17 protein-coding genes are annotated in these 20,683 nt (G+C 64.0%); 11 read left to right on the forward strand and 6 right to left on the reverse strand.

Annotated features, from left to right (window positions below):
- Positions 1-222: 222 nt before the first annotated feature.
- Positions 223-489 carry a sel1 repeat family protein gene (locus LB552_RS14785; protein ID WP_027164869.1) on the reverse strand — a complete coding sequence of 89 codons (267 nt, stop codon included), beginning with the start codon at positions 487-489 and terminating at the stop codon, positions 223-225.
- A 178-nt stretch (positions 490-667) separates the two neighbouring features.
- Between LB552_RS14785 and LB552_RS14790 the strand changes: the two genes are divergently transcribed.
- The 6 genes from LB552_RS14790 (at position 668) to LB552_RS14810 (ending at position 4,828) form a co-directional block, all read left to right on the forward strand.
- Complete coding sequence (locus tag LB552_RS14790) at positions 668-856, forward strand: hypothetical protein (RefSeq protein ID WP_224607594.1); 189 nt, start codon at positions 668-670, stop codon at positions 854-856.
- A 69-nt stretch (positions 857-925) separates the two neighbouring features.
- Entirely contained in the window at positions 926-1,267 is a 342-nt protein-coding gene (locus tag LB552_RS14795; protein WP_095766909.1) for a DUF2147 domain-containing protein, read from the forward strand.
- Positions 1,268-1,559: 292 nt separating this feature from the next.
- Positions 1,560-1,694 carry a hypothetical protein gene (locus LB552_RS29635; RefSeq protein ID WP_263481629.1) on the forward strand — a complete coding sequence of 45 codons (135 nt, stop codon included), beginning with the start codon at positions 1,560-1,562 and terminating at the stop codon, positions 1,692-1,694.
- A gap of 66 nt (positions 1,695-1,760) precedes the next feature.
- The gene (locus LB552_RS14800) at positions 1,761-1,955 is read left to right on the forward strand and encodes a hypothetical protein (RefSeq protein WP_224607597.1); all 195 of its coding nucleotides are present in this window, start codon (positions 1,761-1,763) and stop codon (positions 1,953-1,955) included.
- A gap of 274 nt (positions 1,956-2,229) precedes the next feature.
- The gene (locus LB552_RS14805) at positions 2,230-3,690 is read left to right on the forward strand and encodes an AMP nucleosidase (protein ID WP_224607706.1); all 1,461 of its coding nucleotides are present in this window, start codon (positions 2,230-2,232) and stop codon (positions 3,688-3,690) included.
- Between the two features lie 127 nt (positions 3,691-3,817).
- A complete protein-coding gene (locus LB552_RS14810; RefSeq protein WP_224607600.1) occupies positions 3,818-4,828 on the forward strand; it encodes an endonuclease/exonuclease/phosphatase family protein in 1,011 nt (336 codons plus the stop codon).
- A gap of 31 nt (positions 4,829-4,859) precedes the next feature.
- Here the strand turns inward: LB552_RS14810 and LB552_RS14815 are convergent, their stop codons facing one another.
- A complete protein-coding gene (locus tag LB552_RS14815; RefSeq protein WP_224607603.1) occupies positions 4,860-5,456 on the reverse strand; it encodes a DUF922 domain-containing protein in 597 nt (198 codons plus the stop codon).
- A gap of 135 nt (positions 5,457-5,591) precedes the next feature.
- Positions 5,592-7,271 (reverse strand): electron transfer flavoprotein-ubiquinone oxidoreductase, encoded by a 1,680-nt coding sequence (locus LB552_RS14820; protein WP_224607606.1) that lies wholly within the window; start codon positions 7,269-7,271, stop codon positions 5,592-5,594.
- 251 nt (positions 7,272-7,522) lie between these two features.
- Between LB552_RS14820 and LB552_RS14825 the strand changes: the two genes are divergently transcribed.
- The 3 genes from LB552_RS14825 (at position 7,523) to LB552_RS14835 (ending at position 10,307) form a co-directional block, all read left to right on the forward strand.
- A complete protein-coding gene (locus tag LB552_RS14825) occupies positions 7,523-8,161 on the forward strand; it encodes a hypothetical protein (protein ID WP_140842566.1) in 639 nt (212 codons plus the stop codon).
- Between the two features lie 202 nt (positions 8,162-8,363).
- A complete protein-coding gene (locus tag LB552_RS14830) occupies positions 8,364-9,290 on the forward strand; it encodes a uracil-DNA glycosylase family protein (RefSeq protein WP_224607609.1) in 927 nt (308 codons plus the stop codon).
- Between the two features lie 207 nt (positions 9,291-9,497).
- Positions 9,498-10,307 carry a helix-turn-helix domain-containing protein gene (locus LB552_RS14835; protein WP_224607612.1) on the forward strand — a complete coding sequence of 270 codons (810 nt, stop codon included), beginning with the start codon at positions 9,498-9,500 and terminating at the stop codon, positions 10,305-10,307.
- A 219-nt stretch (positions 10,308-10,526) separates the two neighbouring features.
- On the opposite strand, the gene LB552_RS14840 is transcribed toward LB552_RS14835, so the two are convergent.
- Positions 10,527-11,474, reverse strand: a complete 948-nt coding sequence (locus tag LB552_RS14840; RefSeq protein ID WP_224607615.1) for a DMT family transporter — start codon at positions 11,472-11,474, stop codon at positions 10,527-10,529.
- Between the two features lie 210 nt (positions 11,475-11,684).
- Between LB552_RS14840 and pepN the strand changes: the two genes are divergently transcribed.
- Positions 11,685-14,330 carry an aminopeptidase N gene (gene pepN / locus LB552_RS14845; RefSeq protein ID WP_224607618.1) on the forward strand — a complete coding sequence of 882 codons (2,646 nt, stop codon included), beginning with the start codon at positions 11,685-11,687 and terminating at the stop codon, positions 14,328-14,330.
- Between the two features lie 335 nt (positions 14,331-14,665).
- A complete protein-coding gene (locus LB552_RS14850) occupies positions 14,666-16,987 on the forward strand; it encodes a PAS domain-containing sensor histidine kinase (RefSeq protein WP_224544160.1) in 2,322 nt (773 codons plus the stop codon).
- Between the two features lie 229 nt (positions 16,988-17,216).
- Here the strand turns inward: LB552_RS14850 and LB552_RS14855 are convergent, their stop codons facing one another.
- Complete coding sequence (locus LB552_RS14855; protein ID WP_224607620.1) at positions 17,217-17,459, reverse strand: hypothetical protein; 243 nt, start codon at positions 17,457-17,459, stop codon at positions 17,217-17,219.
- A gap of 242 nt (positions 17,460-17,701) precedes the next feature.
- The gene (locus LB552_RS14860) at positions 17,702-20,677 is read right to left on the reverse strand and encodes a bifunctional [glutamine synthetase] adenylyltransferase/[glutamine synthetase]-adenylyl-L-tyrosine phosphorylase (protein WP_224607623.1); all 2,976 of its coding nucleotides are present in this window, start codon (positions 20,675-20,677) and stop codon (positions 17,702-17,704) included.
- Positions 20,678-20,683: the final 6 nt, after the last annotated feature.

The raw sequence follows: 20,683 nt of genomic DNA on the forward strand, positions 1-20,683 counted from the left end.
GCCTGATTACCAGGCGTAATGCAAAAAGCCGCGCCGACCTTGTTTCGGTCGGTCACGGCTTTGCAGTCGAGCTCCCCAGACGCCCCCGCGCCTGAAACCCGCTCGCTTCCCTGTTTTTTGCGTGGCTTCGGTTGTCTCAACCCGCCATGTTCTCGTTCTTCTTGACCGGCCGTCTTTTCGCGGCCTTGTCCCGATGAGCTTCTGAGCGCTGCGCGCTGAGGATCAGTGCATCGTCATCCATTCGCGGGCTTCGCGCAGCGCCGTGGCGATCTCGACTTTCGACATGGTGGCCGACAGTTCCGAGCGCAGCTCGGCGGCGCGGGCCGAGCCCTTGATCGCGGCGATGTTGAACCATTTGTGGGCGGCAACGACATCGGTCTCGCAATCGCGCCCCGTCGCATACATCATGCCCAGTTCGAAAAGAATGTCGGCCTGGGCAGTTGCCCCCATGGCGCCGAAGCCGTCTTCAAGCATTTCAAAGCGTGCCATTTCAATCCCCTGTCTGGCTCCCGAGAGCTGCCTCCTTTTCCCTTGGTATCCCTCGGGGCGAGCCGCTCTTTCGATGCTTTCGAGGATGACGGCTGGCCTTGAATCCGTCGTTAAATGGCTTGCTTAATTTGAGGAAAACAAAGCTAAAACAAGAGGTAAACGCGGAAAACCGTTAAGCATGGGAATCCAGCGTTTCAGCCATTTTGCGTCAAATTCGATGAAAATTGCCGGCGGCAGAATCAAGACTTCGCTAACCACGGAAACCGAAGCGTTTTTCGGTCGCGTTTATTTTCAGTCGGCCGCGCGGCGAAAATCCTTGCAACCTTCCGTCGCGGCACCGCTTTCGTTTTGGCGGCGGCTGGATTAGCTTTACCTTTGCGTAAGGGGCAGGAAGGCGGACTGGAGCCCGCCGCAACCCTATAGGGAGGTGGACAAGATGTTTCGAAAGCTGACTCTGGCCCTGGCGGCCACCTTGATCATGGCGGGCGCCGCATGCGCTGACCCGATCGAAGGCAACTGGAAGACGCAGGCCGGCGACACCGCGGCGATCGGCGGGAGCGGTTCTTTCTCGATCACGCTCAAGACCGGCAAATACGCCGGCAAGACGATCGGCTCGCTGAAGGCGGCCGGCGACAACAAATATGCTGGCAGCATCACCGACCCGGCAAACGACAAGACCTATTCCGGCAAGGCGACGCTCTCGGGCACCGCGCTCAAGATGAGCGGCTGCGTGCTCGGCGGCCTGATCTGCAAGAGCCAGACCTGGCACAAGCTCTAAGCGCCAAACTCCAGACCATACGAGACGGCCAAGGGGCGTTTCACCGTTTTTGCGGAACGGTGAAACGCCCTATTTCCTTGTGTGACGCAATCCCGAACGGAAAACCGCTCACACTTTTCCTGGAATTGCTCTACGCGGCCCCGTTTTCTATTGCAGCGACAGCGCTCCGCCGCGCTGTGGCACCGGCACCGTGCAAGACCCTCGTCAATCAATTTGAACCGCAGATGAATACCGGTCTCAGAACCGGTTCAGAGGCCGTCAGGCATTTTCTCCCGCATTGAAGGAGAGAGAAATGCTTGCCCGTCGCTTCACCATCGTTTGCCTGCTGATGAGCCTGTTCGGCATGCTCTTCGCCATCCTGGTGGCGGAGGCCGGTCATTCGGCCCGCCCTTGGGAACGGCCGGTGCCCGCATTGTCGGCCTCGTGAACCAAATCGAGCGCTGAAACGACAGAGCTTAAAATCGACCAAGCTGAAAACCGGGACACCACCGAAATGAACCGCATCGCCGACAATGCAACGAAGATCCTCCGGCTGCTGCCGCGGGCGATGCTTATCCTGATACTGCTGGCAGCCCCGGTGCTGGCGGTGCCGATGATGCGGGCCGATACAAGCCATAGGATCGAGGCGCCGCCGCACAAGAACACCAGCGTAGGCTTCGTGTTGCTGATCAGCCTGCAGCGGGGGTAGGTGTGACGATATTCAGGTGAGGCTAGCCTGCGAAACGCGGCTTCCTGCGCTTCCGGTGCTCAAGTACGAAAAGTACGCTGCGCTCCGGTTCTCGGAATCCACCTTTCTCGACTCGGCCTGACCTGAATCAGGTCACACCTTGAATTGGAGCGATAACAAAAATCTCCAGCTGGGTTGCGGTTCCTGTCCGCTCACCCCTCCCAACCGCTCTTCCAAATCTCTATATTGAGCCATGGAAAAGCGAATCTACCCCCAAGCCATCGACTCGGTCGTCATGCCGGAGCCCTTCGGCAAGCAGGACTTCCACGATGCCAGAAAGGCCGTCGCGGCGCTGCAGACGCTCTACGACCGCAACACCAAATTCCTGCGCGATTCTTTCTCAGCCCTTGCCGCGGGCGGAGATGAAAGCAAGCGCTACCGGGCCTTCTATCCGCAGATCGGCGTCACCACGACCTCGTTCAGCCAGGTCGACTCGCGCCAGGCCTATGGCCATATGCCGACGCCCGGCCATTTCGCCACCACGATCACGCAGCCGCAACTGTTCGAGAACTATCTCATCGAGCAGCTCCGGCTCATCATGCGCAATCACGGCGTGACGGTGACGGTCTCGGAATCGACGACACCCATCCCGCTGCATTTCGCCTTCCTGGAAGGCACCTATGTCGACGGCGCCGCCGCCGAGCGCATCAAGCGACCGATCCGCGACCTGTTCGACGTGCCCGATCTCGACGGCACCGACGACCAGATCGCCAACGGCACCTTCGAGGTGGCGTTCGGCGAGCCGCGGCCGCTGGCGCCTTTCACCGCGCAGCGCATCGATTATTCGCTGCACCGCATGACGCACTACACGGCGACCAGTCCGCAGCACTTCCAGAACTTCGTGCTGTTCACCAATTACCAGTTCTACATCGACGAATTCGTGGCGCGCGCCCGCGAACTGATGGAGAGTGGTGGAGGCGGCTACAGTGAATTCGTCGAACCGGGCAATGTCGTGACCAAGGCGGGGGCCGGCTCGCCGAGCGAAGGAACGCCGCCGCACCGCCTGCCGCAGATGCCGGCCTACCACCTGAAGAAGCCGGGCCATGGCGGCATCACCATGGTCAATATCGGCGTCGGCCCGTCCAACGCCAAGACCATCACCGACCATATAGCGGTGCTGAGGCCGCATGCCTGGGTGATGCTTGGCCACTGCGCCGGGCTGCGCAACACACAGGCGTTGGGCGACTATGTGCTGGCGCATGCCTATGTCCGCGAGGACCATGTGCTCGACGACGACCTGCCGGTCTGGGTGCCGATCCCGCCGCTGGCCGAAATCCAGGTGGCGCTGCAGGAGGCGGTCGCCGAAGTGACCGGCCTGTCGGGCTACGACCTCAAGCGCATCATGCGCACCGGCACCGTCGCCACCATCGACAACCGCAACTGGGAGCTGCGCGACCAGCGTGGACCGGTGCAGCGCCTGTCGCAGTCCCGGGCCATCGCGCTCGACATGGAATCGGCCACCATCGCCGCCAACGGCTTCCGCTTCCGCGTGCCTTACGGGACGCTGCTGTGCGTTTCCGACAAGCCGCTGCATGGCGAGCTGAAGCTGCCCGGCATGGCGACCGAGTTCTACAAGCGACAGGTGGCGCAGCATCTCACCATCGGCATCAAGGCGATGGAGAAGCTGGCCGAAATGCCGATGGAGCGGCTGCATTCGCGCAAGCTCAGAAGCTTTTCCGAAACGGCATTCCAATAACCGCACGCCTGCCAGCGACCGGCGAGGCAATCGGTCGTCTTGCTTGGGCCGCAATTTGGCCGATAACCGGTCCGAACGGAAGACTGGGGCTTCGGAGAACATGACAACGGGCGGTGCGCGCTTGAGCATGATGGCTCAGCTGATAGTCCTGGCGATGATGGCATGCTCGGCTGCGCTCTTGGCCGGGTTCTTCGGCGCGCTGCATCCGGCCTTCGATTCCTTCTCGCATTTCCGCATGCATCTGAGCCTGCTGACGGCCTTGCTCGCGCTGGCCCTGCTGGCCGGTCCCTACCGGCTGCAGGCTGTCGCCGTGCTGGTCTTCGCCATCGCCTGCTTCGCTACGACGACGGGCGCGCTGCCCAGATTGTCGGCGCAGCAGGCGGTCGCAAAGCCGGCCGACCGGATCACCTACAGCCTGTTGCAGATGAACCTGCGCTTCAACAACCCGACACCGAAGAAGGTGCTGTCGCTGATCGGCAGGACCAACCCAGACGTCATCACGCTCGACGAAGTGTCCGGCATGTGGGCGAAGGAGCTCAGCTATATCGCCGGCGCCTACCCCTATCGTATCCTGTGCGACTACCCCAACGGCATTTTCGGCGTCGCGCTGCTCTCGCGCCGTCCCTTTGCCGCCGGCATCGCCCCGCGTTGCGAGCCGCGCGGCGCGATGGCCACCGCCATGATCGATTTCGGCGGCATTCCGGTCAATGTCGCCGCGATCCATCTCAGCTGGCCGTGGCCGAAGGAGCAATACTGGCAGATCGGCGAACTGGCGCAACCGCTGGCCGCGCTCGGCGAGACCGCCATCATGGCCGGCGACTGCAATGCCGTGCCGTGGAGCGCGGCGGTGCGGCGGGTGGCGCGAATGAGCGGTATGACTCTGATGCCTTCGGCCGGTCCGACCTGGATCCACCGCACGCTGCCTGACTTTCTGCGCCGCTATGCGGGCCTGCCGATCGACCAGGTGTTCAGCAAGGGCGGGGTGACGATCCTGTCATCGGCCCGGCTGGAGGACATCGGCTCCGACCATTTGCCGGTCCTGGTCGAATTCACGCTGCCGACCGACAGCAACGCGCCCGAGGACGAGCACAAATCGGCGCTGGCGGCGAACGACGCGCCGGCCAAGCCGCGCAGCTGACGTCCGCTTGGTAGGCGAACGGGCTGAAGTTTCAGTTCTTCCCCATCAATGCATTGACCAGTTTCTCGACATGGCCGCCGTCGCGGTGCTCGCGCGCGTCGAAGGCATTCTGCCTGGCCTCGTAGTCGGCATAGATCGTGTCGATGCGATGCCTGGCGTCCCAGCGAAGACCTGTGCAGAACCAGTTATCCGGCCGCTCGAGCCCGGCAAGCGCCGTCTCGGTTGCCCGCATCATCTGCTTGGCGATGCGGCCATGGGTATGCTCATGCTGGCGCACGCCGGCCATGAAACGGTCCCAGCGCTCGCGCAGGACCGGGCCGGACGGCGATGTGAGGCGCGGAAAGGTGTAGGTCAGGTCGATCATGCCGGTGGCCTGACGCAGCCGACAGATGCCGTTGTCCCGTTTCACGTCGAGGTTCCAATGCACGGTATAGCCGGTCTCGGCGATGGCGCGCGTGGCATGGCCGTGCCTCGGCCCGAGGCCATCCATCGCCTCGATCAGTTCAGCCCCGGTCCTGCCGGTGACGTCGTAGCTGCGCACATGCACGGTCAGCTTGGTGCCGGCGAAGGCAGGCGCGCAAGAAAGCATGCCGGCAGCAGCTAAAATCGCCAGGCTGATGCGCCGCATGTCCGCCTCCTCGTTTGAAGGCGAAGCAGACCATACTCGGCGCCCGGCTTCAACGGTCTCTGCCGATAAGGCGCGGCTACCCGACCTTCGCCGGGCCTGTTGGAGCGGCGGTCGAGACGGCCCGGTCGGAGCGGATCACATGCCCTGGTAAACCGGGCCTTCGCCGCCTTGTGGCGGCACCCAGTTGATGTTCCGGTTCGGATCCTTGATGTCGCAGGTCTTGCAGTGCACGCAGTTCTGCGCGTTGATGACGAAGCGCACATCCTTGGCCGAGGGGTCAGCTGCGGCGTTGCCGTCCTTGTCCACCCACTCATAGACGCCGGCCGGGCAATAGCGGGTCGAGGGACCGGCAAAGACATCGTGCTCGGAACGCTGCTGCACCGCCATGTCGCCGACGATCAGGTGCACCGGCTCGTTTTCCTCATGGTTGGTATTCGACAGGAACACCGAGGACAGCCGGTCGAAGGTCAGCACGCCATCCGGCTTCGGATAGGCGATCTTCTGATGCTGGGCGGCGGGTTCGAGCGTCGCATAGTCGGCCTTGCCATGCTTCAGCGTACCGAAAGGCGAGAAGCCGAACAGCGTGTTCAGCCACATGTCGAGACCGCCGATGCCGACGCCGACAATGGTGCCGAAGCGCGACCAGAGCGGCTTGACGTTGCGCACCTTCTTCAGGTCCTTGCCGATATCGGTGCCGCGCCAGGCTTCCTCGTAGGAAGCGAGCTCGTCATTGGCGCGGCCGCCGGCAATCGCCCCGGCCACATGCTCGGCCGCCAGCATGCCGGAGAGCACCGCATTGTGCGAGCCCTTGATGCGCGGCACGTTGACGAAGCCTGCCGCGCAACCCATCAGCACGCCGCCGGGGAAGGAAAGCTTCGGCACCGACTGCCAGCCGCCCTCGGTGATGGCGCGTGCGCCGTAGCCGATGCGCTTGGCCCCCTCGAAGGTGCCGGCGATCGCCGGATGGGTCTTGAAGCGCTGGAATTCCTCGAAGGGCGACAGATACGGGTTCTTGTAGTTCAGGTGGACGACGAAGCCGACCGCCACCTGGTTGTCCTCGAGATGGTAGAGGAAGGAGCCGCCGCCGGTCTTCATGTCGAGCGGCCAGCCGAAGGAATGCTGTACGAGACCAGGCTTGTGGTTCTCGGGCTTGACCTGCCACAGCTCCTTGAGGCCGATGCCATATTTGCCGGGCTCGCGGCCTTCGGAAAGCTTGTATTTGGCGATGAGCTGCTTGGCCAAAGAGCCCCGCGCACCTTCGCCGATCAGCACATATTTGCCCATCAGCGCCATGCCTGGCGCGTAGGCCGGGCCATGCGTGCCGTCCTTCTCGACGCCCATGTCGCCGGTGATGACGCCGGTGACGGCGCCGGCCTCGTTGTAGACGAGGCTTGCCGCGGCAAAACCCGGATAGATCTCGACGCCCAGCGCCTCGGCCTTGGTCGCGAGCCAGCGGCAGACATTGCCCAGCGAGACGATGTAATTGCCGTGGTTGTTCATCAGCGGCGGCATCAGGAAGTTCGGCAGGCGGAAGGAACCGGCGGGCCCGAGCACCAGGAAATGGTCGTCCGTCACCGGTGTTTTGAACGGATGGCCCTCCTCTTCGCGCCAGCCGGGCAGCAGCCGGTCGATGCCGATCGGGTCGACGACGGCGCCGGAGAGGATATGGGCGCCAACCTCGCCGCCCTTCTCCAGGACGACGACGGAAAGGTCCGGGTTGAGCTGCTTCAGACGGATCGCGGCGGCAAGGCCGGCGGGACCAGCGCCGACGATCACCACGTCGAATTCCATGCTCTCGCGTTCGATTTCGCTCATCGGCCCCTCACTGGCTCGCCATGTTCTCGCATTGTGCTGGCTCATGCGCTGCATAGCGCATCAATTCGCGACGCGAAACCGGCGCTGACGTGACAATGCCGATTTCGACAAAAAGTCGCGGTTTTCCCTACGAAAAGGCAGCAGCGGAGACCATGGCCAAGCATAGGCCAGCGCCACTTGGTTGACAGGCCAGGCGGCGACGGCATGTTTTTAATTGTTCGACGGCTTGGTTATCGGCGATACTTCGCGTCATGCGCAGTCCAGAGCCAGCCGGCTTTTCATCGAAGCGCTTACTCTTCACGCCAGGCATGGCCTGGCGCGCGGTTCTTCCGCTCCTCTTTTTGACCCTTCCGGCGGAAGCCGATCCGGTGAAGGTCTGGGCGACCGGCGCCTATTCCTTCTCCGACGAGCTGGGTGGCTTCCGCATCACGGGGGCGTCTGGCATCGGCACCAAGGAAGACCCGCTGGTCATCAGGGAGGAATTGAACACGGCGACGCCGGTAACGCTGACGATCCGTGCGACCAAGCCGATCGAGCCCTTCGGCAAGGCCGGCGCGGTCGCCAACGGCGTGATGTATATGCGCATCGACGTCCTCAACAACAGCGCGCTGCCCTGGGTGGAATTCCAGTTCGAGCTGCAGGAGATCCTCGACCAGCCGAGCGTGTTCGGCGACGGCCTGTCCTTCGACCAGCGCAACAAGACGCCCGACAACATCTGGTCGAGCAATTTCGCCGATTTCGACCGCCGGTTCGAACCCTATGACCGGCTGCTGTTCCGCAACGGCAAGATCGACCCGCTGAAGACGGCGACCTTCGATTTCCTGGTCACCGATTATACGCCGCGCTGGACGTTTTACATCGTGCAGGATCCCCGCATACCCACTGGGTGAAAGCATATCGATATTCAGGTGATGCCGGCCTGCAAATGGCGGTTTCCTGCGCTTCCGGTGCTCACGTACGAAAAGTACGCTCCGCTCCGGTTCTCGGAAACCACCATTTGCAGGCCGGCATCACCTGAATCTCGACATGCTCCAATACAGGCGAACGTGGCTTAACCTTGCAAATCGGCGCCGCGCGGACAATGGTGGCGCCATGACTGCCGCCTCCCCCAGCACACCTGCCGAGATCGCCGAACTGCTCGCCTTCTATGCCAGCGCCGGCGTCGACGACGCGCTTGAAGACGCGCCGGTCAACCGGTTTGCCGAAGCGGCGGCGAAGTCGGCCGAACGCAGGCCTGCCGAGCGGGCGCCGGCTGCGCCGCCTCGCGACCCAAGACCCGAGAGCCGCCCGGCATCCGGGCAGGTCCCGGAGCGGCCCCAGGCACTCGTGCCGGCAACGCCATCATCCGGCCTCGACGCGCGCAACATTCCGGACGCTCCAGCGCGCATACCGGCCGCCACCGTCCCCGACGAGGCGCAGGCGCTGCTTGCCCGGCAACTGGCCGCAAGCGCCTCGACGCTCGAGGAACTGCGCCAGCACATGGCTGCCTTCGACGGCTGCAATCTCAAATTCACGGCCAAGAACCTGGTCTTCGCCGACGGCAATCCGAACGCCGACCTGATGCTGGTCGGCGAAGCGCCGGGCAGAGACGAGGATCTTGAAGGCCTGCCCTTTGTCGGCCGCTCCGGCCGGCTGCTCGACCGCATGCTGGCCGCGATCGGCCTCGACCGCAACTCGGCCTATATCGCCAACGTCATTCCGTGGCGGCCGCCGGGCAACCGCACGCCGACGCCGCACGAGACCGAGATCTGCCGGCCCTTCATCGAAAGGCAGATCGAACTGGTCAATCCCAAGGTGCTGATCAATCTCGGCGGCCCATCGGCCAAGACGCTGCTTAACACGACCGAGGGGATTCTGCGGCTGCGCGGCAACTGGCGGGTGCACACGACCGCATCGGGCATAGCCATTCCAGCGATGCCCACGCTGCACCCGGCCTATCTGCTCAGGACGCCGGCGCACAAGAAGCTGGCATGGCGGGATTTTCTCGAGGTGAAGGCAAAGTTGAAGGGGCTGGCGTGAGCACTTTTTCCTTCTCCCCTTGTGGGAGAAGGTGCCCGAAGGGCGGATGAGGGGTGCTCCAGGGAATGCCAGCGTCTCACTCCGCTGGAACACCCCTCATCCGTCTCGGCGCTGCGCGCCGATCCACCTTCTCCCACAAGGGGAGAAGGCGGGGCTATGACCTCAAAGGTAATTGAACTGCGTCCCTCGCCGCCCTACTCCTCTCCCATGACCACATCCGAACCTTCCGCCGGCAGCCTGATCCGCGAATGGCGCATGCGGCGGCGCAAGAGCCAGCTCGACCTCGCCATGGAGGCCGATATCTCGCAGCGGCATCTCTCCTTCGTCGAAAGCGGCCGGGCCCAGCCGTCGCGCGACATGGTTCTGCATCTGGCCGAGCAGCTGTCGATTCCACTGCGCCAACGCAATCAACTGTTGCTTGCCGCCGGCTTCGCGCCGAGCTTCAGCGAAAAGCCGCTGACCGATGCGACGCTGGCGCCGGCGCTTGCCGCCGTCGAGACTGTGCTCAAGGGCCACGAGCCCTTTCCGGCACTGGCGGTGGACCGGCACTGGAACCTTATTTCCGCCAATGGCGCGATCGCCCCGTTCCTTGCTGATATTTCCGAGCCGTCCCTGCTTACGCCGCCGGTCAACGTGCTGAGGCTCAGCCTGCACCCGGACGGCGTGGCACCGCGCATCGTCAACCTGGCGGAGTGGCGCGCGCATCTGCTGGAGCGGTTCAAGCACCAGAACGACGCCACCGGCGACCCGGTGCTGATTGAGCTGGAGCGAGAGTTGCGCGCCTATCCCTCGGGCCTGAGAAGCAGCCGGCCCGCACCGGTCGAGCCGAGTGGCATCGTCCATCCGCTCAAGCTCGCGCATGGCCACGCCGTGCTGTCCTTCATCAGCACGATCACAGTCTTCGGCACGCCGCTCGACGTCACGCTGTCGGAGCTGGCGATCGAATCTTTCTTCCCTGCGGATGAGCAGACCCGGGCGGTGCTGGTGCGGCTGGCGAAAGAGCGGAGCTCTCAATAGCTCAAAATTAGAAAGGCCGAGGGACAGCACCCCCTCTGTCCTGCCGGACATCCTCCCCCGCAAGGGGGGAGATTGGCAGCTCCCGCGCCTCGCCCACCCCGCACCGGTGGTGGGTTGGCGAAAACAGCCGCGACAGCTGATCTCCCCCCTTGCGGGGAAGATGGCCGGCAGGCCAGGGTGTGAAGGAACTCGGCCTTTGAAGCTACTCTTTGAAACAGTTCACCCCTGCGGCGGCGTGACCGTCCTGGTGCGCGTGCGCTCCAGGCCGAGCTGCCGCTCGCGCCATATGATGAAAATGCCGGCGGCGACCACGATCACGCCGCCGATTAGCGTGTTGAGCGAGGTGACGTCGCCGAAGACGAAATAACCGACGACGACGCCGAGGATCATCGAGGTGTATTCGAACGGCGCCACGACCGAGGCTTCGGCGTGGCGGTAGGCCGCCGTCATCAGGATCTGGCCGAGCCCGCCGCAGAAGCCCGCGAAGACGAGGAGCGCGGCCTGCATCGGCGTCAGGGCCTGCCAGCCGAAGGGCAGCGTCAAGAGCGACAACACCGAAGCCGTCGAGGAGAACCACAGCACGATGGTCGCCGTCTTCTCCGTCTGCACGAGATTGCGCACCAGAAGCATGGCGACCGCCGAAATCGCGGCGGCGATCAGCGCGGCCATGACGCCCAGCAGCTCCTGGTCGTCGAGGCCTTCACCGGAATTGAGCAGCGTCAGCTCGGGCCAGGAGATGATCAGCACGCCGGCAAGACCGACCGCAACCGCGCTCCAGCGGTAGACGCGGATCGTCTCGCCCAGGAAGACAGAGGAGAACACCACGACCAGCAGCGGCTGGGCGTAGTTTAGCGTGATGGCCTCCGGCAGCGGCAGCCTGGTCAGCGCGAAGAAGCCGAGCCCCATGGCACCGACGCCGACGACGCCACGCGCGATATGGTTGAACGGCCGCCTGGTCGTGAACGCGGTGGCGAGTTCACCCTTGAAGGCCAGGAAAGCGACGATCGGGAAGATCGCGAAGAAGGAGCGGAAGAAGACGATCTGTCCGGCGGGCACGTCGCCGGCCGCCTTGATGCAGGTCTGCATGCCAACGAAGACCGTCACCGAGACGATCTTCAGCGTAATGCCGCGCAGCGTGTTGTGGCCGACGGCATGATCGACGGTCATCTTGCCTCATAAGGATGGTCGGGAAACGAAGCCGCGAAATAGGCCAAGAGCAATTCCAGGAAAAGGGTGTAACGGTTTTCCGTCCGGAATTGCGAAACACAACCTATGCCGCAGTTTTGTCGAGTGGCCGTTTCGTGTAAAGAGCGCGCACCCTCAAAATTCTTGGACCAGCCAGGCCGGCTGGCCGCCTCGACAGGAAAAGCTCAAGGAATGCGCACAGATACCGGCCATGTCTTCAAGCTCGAAGATTATCGCCCCTGCGACTATCTCATCCCGAGGACCAGCCTCGACTTTCGCCTGTCGCCGGACGCGACCCATGTGACCGCGCTGCTCACCATCGAGCGACGCGAGGGCGTCGCCGCCTCGGCGCCGCTGGTGCTCGACGGCGACGGGCTGACGCTGCTCGGCGTCGCCATCGATGGGCACGCGCTCGCGGCCGGCGACTATGAGGCAACGCCGGACCGGCTGACGATTCTGAAGCCGCCGGCGGCTCAGCGTTTCGAGCTCCGCCTGGAGACGGAGATCGCGCCTTCGCGCAACGAGGCGCTTATGGGCTTGTACCGCTCCAGCAACGTCTATTGCACGCAATGCGAGGCCGAAGGCTTTCGCCGCATCACCTATTTTCTCGACCGTCCCGATATCCTGTCGGTCTACACTGTGCGCATCGAAGCGCCGCATAACGAGGCGCCGCTTTTGCTTTCAAACGGCAATCCCGTCGAACGCGGCGCGCTCGCCGACGGACGCCATTATGCGGTCTGGCACGACCCCTTCCCCAAACCCTCCTACCTTTTTGCACTGGTGGCGGGCGCGCTTGGCAAGGTGGCTGGCAGCTTCACCACCATGTCCGGCCGCGAGGTCGAGCTCGGCATCTATGTCGAGCCCGGCAAGGAACGGCTTGCCGGCTACGCGATGGACGCGCTGAAACGCTCGATGAAATGGGACGAGGAAGCCTTCGGCCGCGAATACGACCTCGACGTCTTCAATATCGTCGCCGTATCCGACTTCAACATGGGCGCCATGGAGAACAAGGGCCTCAACGTCTTCAACGACAAATATGTGCTGGCCGACGAGGAGACTGCGACTGATGCCGACTTCGCCAATATCGAGGCGATCATCGCGCACGAATATTTCCACAATTGGACCGGCAACAGAATCACTTGCCGAGACTGGTTCCAGCTTTGCCTGAAGGAAGGGCTGACGGTTTACCGCGACCACGAATTCTCCGCCGACCAGCGCTCGCGGGCGGTGAAGCGCATCGCCGAGGTGCGCACGCTGCGCGCCCACCAGTTCCCGGAAGACCAGGGGCCGCTCGCGCATCCGGTCAGGCCGCGCCGCTACCGCGAGATCAACAACTTCTACACGGCGACCGTCTACGAGAAGGGCTCGGAAGTGGTGCGCATGATCCGCACCATCCTCGGCGCGGAGACCTTCCGTGCCGGCATGGACCTCTATTTCGAGCGGCATGACGGCGAGGCGGCGACCATCGAGGATTTCCTCAAAGTGTTCGAGGACGTCTCCGGCAGAGACCTTGCGCAATTCGCGCTCTGGTACCACCAAGCCGGCACCCCGAACCTGACGGTGAGTTCCACGCACAATGCGGCGGCGAAGGAGTTCACCCTGGAGATCGAGCAGTCGGTGCCGCCGACGCCGTCGGAAAGCCGCAAGCGGCTGATGCATATCCCCTTGGCCTTCGGCCTGGTCGGCGCCAATGGCAAGCCCGTCACCTGGACGGCCGTCGAGGGCGCAACGGTGGATGACGGTGTCATCCATATCCGCAAGCGCCGGCACACGGTGCGCTTCTCGGGTATTTCGCAACGGCCTTCGGTGTCGCTCAACCGCGGCTTCTCGGCGCCGATCACGCTTTCCGTGCAGCAGAAGGCCGACGACCAGTTCTTCCTTGCGGCGCATGACAGCGATGCCTTCTCGCGCTGGCAGGCGTTCAACACGCTGCTGACCGACGCGCTGATCGTCGCCTTCCGCCAGATCCTCGGCGGCAGGGAGCCGGCCTTCGCGGCACGGCTCGCCGAGCTTGCCGGCAGGATCGCCGGCGACGAGGCGCTGGAGCCGGCCTACCGGGCACTGGCGCTGTCGCTGCCCGGTGAAGCCGACATCGCCCGCGACATCGGCAAGGGCATCGATCCAGACGCCATCTTCGCCGCGCGCGAGGCGCTGGCGCGGGCGATTGCCGAGGCAAACGGCGAGACCTTCGCGGCGCTCCATGACCGGCTTGCCGACAACGGGCCTTTCAGTCCGGACGCGGCGAGCGCCGGACGCCGGGCCCTGCGCAACACCCTGCTCGACTATCTTTCGCTGCTGCCGGACGGCGCGGGCCTCGCCGCGCGACACTTCACCGCCGCCACCAATATGACCGACCGCGCCGCGGCGCTCGCCGTGCTGGCGCATCGCCATTCAGGCACGGCCGAGGCCGAAGAAGCGCTGGCCGCTTTCGAGGTCCGCTATCGCGGCGACGCGCTGGTGCTCGACAAATGGTTCCAGATCCAGGCTGGCGTGCCCGGAGCAAGGACCGTCGAGAAAGTGCGCGAGCTCACGCAGCATCCGGCTTTCTCGATCGCCAACCCGAACCGGGTGCGTTCTCTGATCGGCACCTTCTCCAGCGCCAACCAGACCGGCTTCCACCGCCCCGACGGCGAAGGTTACCGTTTCTTCGCCGAGACGGTGCTGGAAGTGGAGAAGCGCAACCCGCAAGTGGCGGCGCGGCTGGCCACGGCGCTACGCTCCTGGCGCTCGCTGGAGCCTGGACGCCAGGCCAAGGCCAGACAAGCGCTGCTCGACATGGCGAAGGTTGAGAACCTGTCGGCGGATCTGCGCGATATCGTCGAGCGGACGCTGGCGTGATTAGCAATCTCCCCCCTCGTGGGGGAGATGCCCGGCAGGGCAGAGGGGGCGCGAAGGATCGCAACGTCTGCTCTTTACCAATCAGTCCAAAAGCTACCTTATGTTGAGGCCATTGAACGGTTGGGAGGGCTGGCGGGACAGCGCCCCCCTCTGGCCTGCCGGCCATCTCCCCCACGAGGGGGGAGATCAGAGTTGCGACGAATTTCAATCAACTTTTAATCTTTTTCGCCCGCGCCTCTGGACAAGGCGAATCGGCTTTGATTCTTTAATGGCGATTCGGGGCGTGCGGCGTAGCCGGATCATCCAAGTATGCGGCAAATCGGGGAGTGCCATTTATGGCCAAGGCGGACGCGTGGGGCGCGCCCGGAGGGAAGGCTTTTGCGCGTCGCAAGGCAAGGAGCGACGGACTTGCCGGCAATGCGCGCCTGATCGCCGAACCCACCTATCAGCGGCTCCTGGCCGCCGAGCCGCTGCTGCGCCGGTCGATCCCGGCGCTGATCGTCGTTTTCCTCATCGTCATCGCGGCATTGCGCTTCCTGTCGCTGATGAACGAGCATGACGAGATCGAGCGCGACGCCAAGGCAGTGCTGGCGCTCGCCGCCGGCCAGATGGCGCAGGCGATCACCGCGGACCCCAGCGCGGCCGGCGTCAATGCCACAAGCCTCCTGGAGAACATCAGCCGCCAGGGCGCCATGAGCCGCGCCCATGTGCTCGCCGTCACCGACGCCAACTTCAAGGTCATCGCCGTTTCGCCGTTGTCGACGGGCTGGCAGGGCCGCACGCTCGACAGCCTCGTACTGGGCGGCCAGCCGCTGTTCATGTTCGGCGACCGCGCCGGCGTGATGGATGTCAGCACCGGCGGACAGGATTGGTTTGCCGCTGTCAGCCTCAGCGGCGACCGCAAACACGCGGCCGCAGTGCTGGTGCCGAAGGAAGCGGTGTTCGACAGCTGGCGCAAGTCTATGTCGCTCAACGTCACGCTGTTCGTGCTGACGGCGGGCGTGCTGATCGTCATCCTCTACGCCTATTTCGGCCAGGCGGCGCGCGCCCAGGCGGCGGACCGCATCTATCTCGAAGCGCATCAGCGCATCGACATGGCGCTGGTGCGCGGCCGCTGTGGGTTGTGGGACTGGGATATGGTGCGCGGCAAGATGTACTGGTCGCGCTCGATGTACGACATGCTGGGCTATGAGCCCTGCGACACGATGCTCTCCTTCGGCGAGGTCGACGAGATCGTCCACCCGGAAGACGGCGACCTGTTCGAGCTCGCCAACCGCATCATCGAACGCGAGATTGACCATATCGACCAGGTCTTTCGCATGCGCCACGCCGACGGACAATGGGTATGGATGCGAGCCCGCGCCCAGGTGATCGACCCGGAGGCGCCGGAGATCCAGCTGATCGGCATCGCCGTCGACGTCACCGAGCAGCGGCATCTGGCGCTGCGTTCGGAAGCGGCCGACATGCGGCTCAGGACAGCGATCGAGAACATCAACGAATCCTTCGTTCTGTGGGATGCCGCCGAACGGCTGATCATGTGCAATTCGAAGTTCCAGAAGGACAATGGGCTGTCGGATCGCGACGTGGTGCCGGGCGCGACGCGCGATATGCTGGAGCAGCGCATGCTGGCCTTCGCCTCGGAGCGCAGGTTGGCCAATGCCAACGGGCCGCATGGCGGCATCACACTCGAGCGCCAGCTCGCCGACGGCCGCTGGCTGCAGGTCAACGAGCTCAGGACCCGCGACGGCGGTGTCGTCTCGGTCGGCTCCGACATCACCCAGATAAAGCTGCATCAGGAAAAGCTGGTCGACAGCGAGCGCCGGCTGATGGCGACGATCCACGATCTCAGCCTCGCGCGGCGCGCCGAGGAGGAACGCGCCAGCGAACTGGTCGAGCTCAACCGCAAATACATGAAGGAAACCGAGCGCGCCGAGGCGGCCAATCGCGCCAAGTCGGAATTCCTCGCCAACATGTCGCATGAATTGCGCACGCCGCTCAACGCCATCATCGGCTTCTCCGAATTGATGCAGCAGGGCCTGTTCGGACCGCTCGGCTCGGAGCGCTATGAGGAATACGCGACCGACATCAACGGCAGCGGCAAATACCTGCTCGGCGTCATCAACGACATCCTCGATATGTCGAAGATCGAAGCGGGCCAGTTCTCGCTCGACCACGAGGAGATCGACCTCTGCCCGCTGATCAAGGAAACGGTGCGGGTGATCTCGCTGCAGGCAGCGGAGAAGTCGATCAATGTCGAGACGCGCATCGCCGATACGATGCGGCTCTATGCCGACCGCCGCGCGATCAAGCAGATCGCCATCAACCTGCTCTCCAACGCGGTGAAGTTCACCGGACAGGGCGGCAAGATCACGGTCAGGGCGCGCAACACGTCGGGCGCCCTGCTGCTCACCATCGAGGACAATGGCTGCGGCATTCCCAAGCAGGCGCTGAGCAAGCTCGGCCGGCCGTTCGAGCAGGTGCAGAACCAGTTTTCCAAGAACCACACCGGCTCAGGCCTCGGGCTCGCCATCTCGCGCTCGCTGGCCGAATTGCAGGGTGGCGCGCTGAAGATCCGTTCGACCGAGGGTGTCGGCACTATCGTGTCGGTACGCATTCCGCTGAAGAAGGCGCCGTCCGCGGTGAAGGCGGCGGCTTAGAGCGTTTCACCGTTTCATGAAAACGGCGAACCGCTCTAGCTCTTTGTTTTACGCAATTCCGAACGGAAAACCGCACACACTTTTCCTGGAATTGCTCTAGTTCAGAATGCGGAATTTCCAAAGGCTCCGGCGGACAGCGCCCCCTCCGTCCTGCTGGACATCTCACTTCCGGCTTGCCCCGGGCCGGTCAGGGCGGCAATCAGTCAAACCCAACGGAACTGTCGGGTCGCTAAACTGGACCGGTAAGGTTTAAATCATTTGCTGCTGCAGATGCCGGACTTGCATCGGCGCCTTTCGACGCCTGTCTATAGATCAAGCTGATGACCAGACCGATATATCCGACCTGCAGAATGATCATGGCCAGGATTGCCCATCCAAGCACCGCCCAGACAGAACCAGTTTCGTTGTAAGCCCAGATCGCCACGATGAATGACGTCGTGAACATGCCTACCAAAAATTTCGGAAGATCCATAATTGCCCAGCGCCCCAATGCATGGCGATTTAGGCGGCTTTCAAATCAGCCGTTAAGAACCCGCCGCTCCATTTGCGAAGCGGCGGGGCCCCCCATCGTCGGGGTGATGGTTGACCCCGGCATTGCTGACAGTGCAATTGCGGTGCCAGACCTATTGACCCATTACGGGACACCTCTGCCACTGGCGCAAGACCGGATCGCCGATTAATATTAACTGTGGCTAATGTGCCACCTGGGGAATCTCATGGCAACGATGCGGTTGATGGCGACGCTCCCGCACGAAGCAGACGGTCGAAATCTCTCCTGACCTTCTGCGACATCTCCTTGAGATGTGCTTCCAGCACAGCGAAATCCGGCAGGTCGGTGACCGCGAGCAGCAGATCCGAGAGTCCCGGCGGGACATCGTCGCGCTGGAACTCGCCGGTGAGGCAAAGCCTGATCATCTGGGTCAGCGCCAGATAGAGCCGATAGGCCTCGCCAAGCTCTTCACGCATATCGGCTGCGGCGAAGTCCGGAGAAAGCCGGGCCAGAATGTCGGCAGTCGCCGTGACCCGGCGGCCAGGTTCGATCGCGCCGGTAATGACCGCGACCTGCGCGATGAATTCCAGGTCGATGAGCCCGCCCGGGATCAGCTTGATGTCCCAGAGATCGCGCGGCGCCTTCTCCTTCTCGATCAGCGCACGCATGTCCGAGGCCTCGGCTTTGACCTTGGCCGCGTCGCGCGGCTGCGCCAGTACCGCCGCCACTTCCGTCTCGAGCTCGGCGCAGAGCTCGGCGTCGCCGCCGATGGCGCGGGCCCGTGCCAGCGCCATGTGCTCCCAGGTCCAGGCGTCCTGGCGCTGATATTTTTTGAACGCGTCGATATGGGTGGCGACCGGCCCCTTGTTGCCTGATGGACGCAGGCGCAGATCCAGCTCGTAGAGCACACCTTCGGCCGTCGGCGCCGAGACGGCCGCGATCAGGCGCTGCGTCATGCGGGTATAGTAATGCGAAGGCGCCAGCGGCTTCTCGCCGTCGGAGTCCTCGGCGTCGGTGTCGTGGTCATAGAGCAGGATGAGATCGACATCCGAACCCGCCGTGAGCTCGCGGCTGCCCAGCTTGCCCATGCCGAGCAGCGCCACCCTGCCGCCCGCGATGCTGCCGTGGCGCAGCGCGAATTCGGCAATCACGGCGTCGAGCGCCGCTTCGATGGTGAGATCGGCGAGATCCGAGAAGGCGCGCCCCGCCCGCGCCGGATCGATAGAGCCGGCAAGCAGGCGAACACCAATCAGGAATTTCTGCTCGGAAGCGAAGATGCGCAGCCGGTCGAGCACATCCTCATAGGCGCGGTCGCCTTCGATAAAGGCGGCAAGCCGGGCCGAGAGATAGGCGCGATCCGGCAGTTCGGTGAGCAATGCCGGATCGAGCAGTCCGTCGAAGACATGCGGACGACGCGTGATGATGGCCGCCAGCCGAGGCGCGGCGCCCATGATGGTCGCCATCAGCTTGAGCAGCGCCGGGTTCGACTGCAGCAGCGAGAAAAGCTGGATACCGGCCGGCAGGCCGGCGAGGAACTCGTCGAAGCGCATCAGCGCCTCGTCGGCGCGCCGCGTCTGGCCGAAGGCTTTGAGCAGTGCCGGCGTCAATTCGGTCAGCCGCTCGCGCGCCTCGGCCGACTGGGTGACGCGGTAGCGGCCGAAATGCCAGCCGCGGATGACACGGCAGATGTCACTAGGCCGCTGGAAGCCCAGGCGATCGAGCGTCTGCAGCGTGTCGGGATCGTCGACATCGCCGGTGAAGACCAGATTGCCGACGCCGGCCGAAAGCTCGGGAGCAGTTTCGAACAACGCCGCATAATGGCGCTCGACCTGCTGCAGCGAGGCGCGGAAGGCCTGGGTGAATTCCGCCTCGCCGGCAAAACCCAGCATCAGCGCGATGCGCTTCAGCTCCTCGTCTTCTTCCGGCAGGATATGCGTCTGCTCGTCCGCCACCATCTGGATGGCATGCTCGACGCGGCGCAGGAACCAGTATTGTCGCGTGAGCGCGTCGCGCGCGTCGGCGGTGATCCAGCCGCGCGCGGCGAGCGCTGCGAGCATCGGCACGGTTTCGCGGCCGCGCAGCTCCGGGAAGCGGCCGCCGGCGATGAGCTGCTGGGTCTGGACGAAGAACTCGATCTCGCGGATGCCGCCGCGGCCGAGCTTGACGTTATGGCCCTTCACCGCGATCTCGCCATGGCCCTTGTGGGCATGAATCTGGCGCTTGATCGAATGGACGTCGGCGATCGCCGCATAGTCCATGTATTTGCGCCAGACATAGGGCTGCAATTCCTTGAGGAAGGCCGCGCCCGCGGCAAGGTCGCCGGCAACCGGCCGCGCCTTGATCATGGCCGCCCGCTCCCAGTTCTGGCCGCGCGCCTCGTAATAGCGAAGTGCGGCCTCGACGGGGATCGCCAGCGGTGTCGAGCCGGGATCGGGGCGGAGCCTCAGATCGGTGCGGAAGACATAGCCGTGCTCGGTACGGTCCTGCAGGATGCGCACGAGCCGGCGGGTGAGGCGTGAGAACAGCTCGGTGGCGTCGAGCGGATCGATGACGGCCGGCGCCTCCGGATCGAAGAAGACGACGAGATCGATGTCGGAGGAAAAATTCAGCTCATGCGCGCCGAGCTTGCCCATGCCGAGCAGGATCCAGCCCGAATCCTTCGCCTGTTCGGCCCGATCCGGCAGCTTGAGCTTGCCTTGCCGTTGCGCGTCGAGCAGCAGGAAATCGACAGCGGCTTTTGTGCAGGCATCTGCGAGATCGCTGAGACGGCGCACCGTCACCGAGGTCTCCGCCTCGCCCGAAAGGTCGGCCAGCGCGATCAGGAAATGCGCTTCGGTCTTGCATTGTCGCAACGCCATCATCAGGCTCGACTCCGAGGCGTCATCCACCCTGGCCGCGCCGCCTATTGCTTCGCCGATGGCGCCGAGCCGCGCTTCGACCGTCCGGTCGAACAGCGTGTCGAGAACGGATGGCCGGCGGCGCGCCACATCGCGCAGGAAGGGCGAGAGGTCGAAGACGGCCGCCAGCAGCTCCTGCACTGGCCCCTCGCCCGCCAGGAACGCGGCGAGGCGCGAAAGCCCCTCTTCCTCGGCGGCATCGGCGATTTCCGACAATTCACGCCGGGCATGCTCCGCATCAAGGGGGCGGAGCGCCACTGTCGGGCTAAGCCGGAACTCGGATTCGATTTTCTTCTTCGCCATTTGTCC

Origin of the sequence: Mesorhizobium sp. CA7 (assembly GCF_020165015.1) — a bacterium.
GTDB lineage: Bacteria > Pseudomonadota > Alphaproteobacteria > Rhizobiales > Rhizobiaceae > Mesorhizobium.

What these genes read in the sequence shown, in the direction of transcription:
- LB552_RS14785 (WP_027164869.1), bottom strand. Translation starts at nt 489, where the DNA reads ATGGCACGCTTTGAAATGCTTGAAGACGGCTTCGGCGCCATGGGGGCA.
- LB552_RS14790 (WP_224607594.1), top strand. Translation starts at nt 668, where the DNA reads ATGGGAATCCAGCGTTTCAGCCATTTTGCGTCAAATTCGATGAAAATT.
- LB552_RS14795 (WP_095766909.1), top strand. Translation starts at nt 926, where the DNA reads ATGTTTCGAAAGCTGACTCTGGCCCTGGCGGCCACCTTGATCATGGCG.
- LB552_RS29635 (WP_263481629.1), top strand. Translation starts at nt 1,560, where the DNA reads ATGCTTGCCCGTCGCTTCACCATCGTTTGCCTGCTGATGAGCCTGTTC.
- LB552_RS14800 (WP_224607597.1), top strand. Translation starts at nt 1,761, where the DNA reads ATGAACCGCATCGCCGACAATGCAACGAAGATCCTCCGGCTGCTGCCG.
- LB552_RS14805 (WP_224607706.1), top strand. Translation starts at nt 2,230, where the DNA reads ATGCCGGAGCCCTTCGGCAAGCAGGACTTCCACGATGCCAGAAAGGCC.
- LB552_RS14810 (WP_224607600.1), top strand. Translation starts at nt 3,818, where the DNA reads ATGATGGCTCAGCTGATAGTCCTGGCGATGATGGCATGCTCGGCTGCG.
- LB552_RS14815 (WP_224607603.1), bottom strand. Translation starts at nt 5,456, where the DNA reads ATGCGGCGCATCAGCCTGGCGATTTTAGCTGCTGCCGGCATGCTTTCT.
- LB552_RS14820 (WP_224607606.1), bottom strand. Translation starts at nt 7,271, where the DNA reads ATGAGCGAAATCGAACGCGAGAGCATGGAATTCGACGTGGTGATCGTC.
- LB552_RS14825 (WP_140842566.1), top strand. Translation starts at nt 7,523, where the DNA reads ATGCGCAGTCCAGAGCCAGCCGGCTTTTCATCGAAGCGCTTACTCTTC.
- LB552_RS14830 (WP_224607609.1), top strand. Translation starts at nt 8,364, where the DNA reads ATGACTGCCGCCTCCCCCAGCACACCTGCCGAGATCGCCGAACTGCTC.
- LB552_RS14835 (WP_224607612.1), top strand. Translation starts at nt 9,498, where the DNA reads ATGACCACATCCGAACCTTCCGCCGGCAGCCTGATCCGCGAATGGCGC.
- LB552_RS14840 (WP_224607615.1), bottom strand. Translation starts at nt 11,474, where the DNA reads ATGACCGTCGATCATGCCGTCGGCCACAACACGCTGCGCGGCATTACG.
- pepN (WP_224607618.1), top strand. Translation starts at nt 11,685, where the DNA reads ATGCGCACAGATACCGGCCATGTCTTCAAGCTCGAAGATTATCGCCCC.
- LB552_RS14850 (WP_224544160.1), top strand. Translation starts at nt 14,666, where the DNA reads ATGGCCAAGGCGGACGCGTGGGGCGCGCCCGGAGGGAAGGCTTTTGCG.
- LB552_RS14855 (WP_224607620.1), bottom strand. Translation starts at nt 17,459, where the DNA reads ATGGATCTTCCGAAATTTTTGGTAGGCATGTTCACGACGTCATTCATC.
- LB552_RS14860 (WP_224607623.1), bottom strand. Translation starts at nt 20,677, where the DNA reads ATGGCGAAGAAGAAAATCGAATCCGAGTTCCGGCTTAGCCCGACAGTG.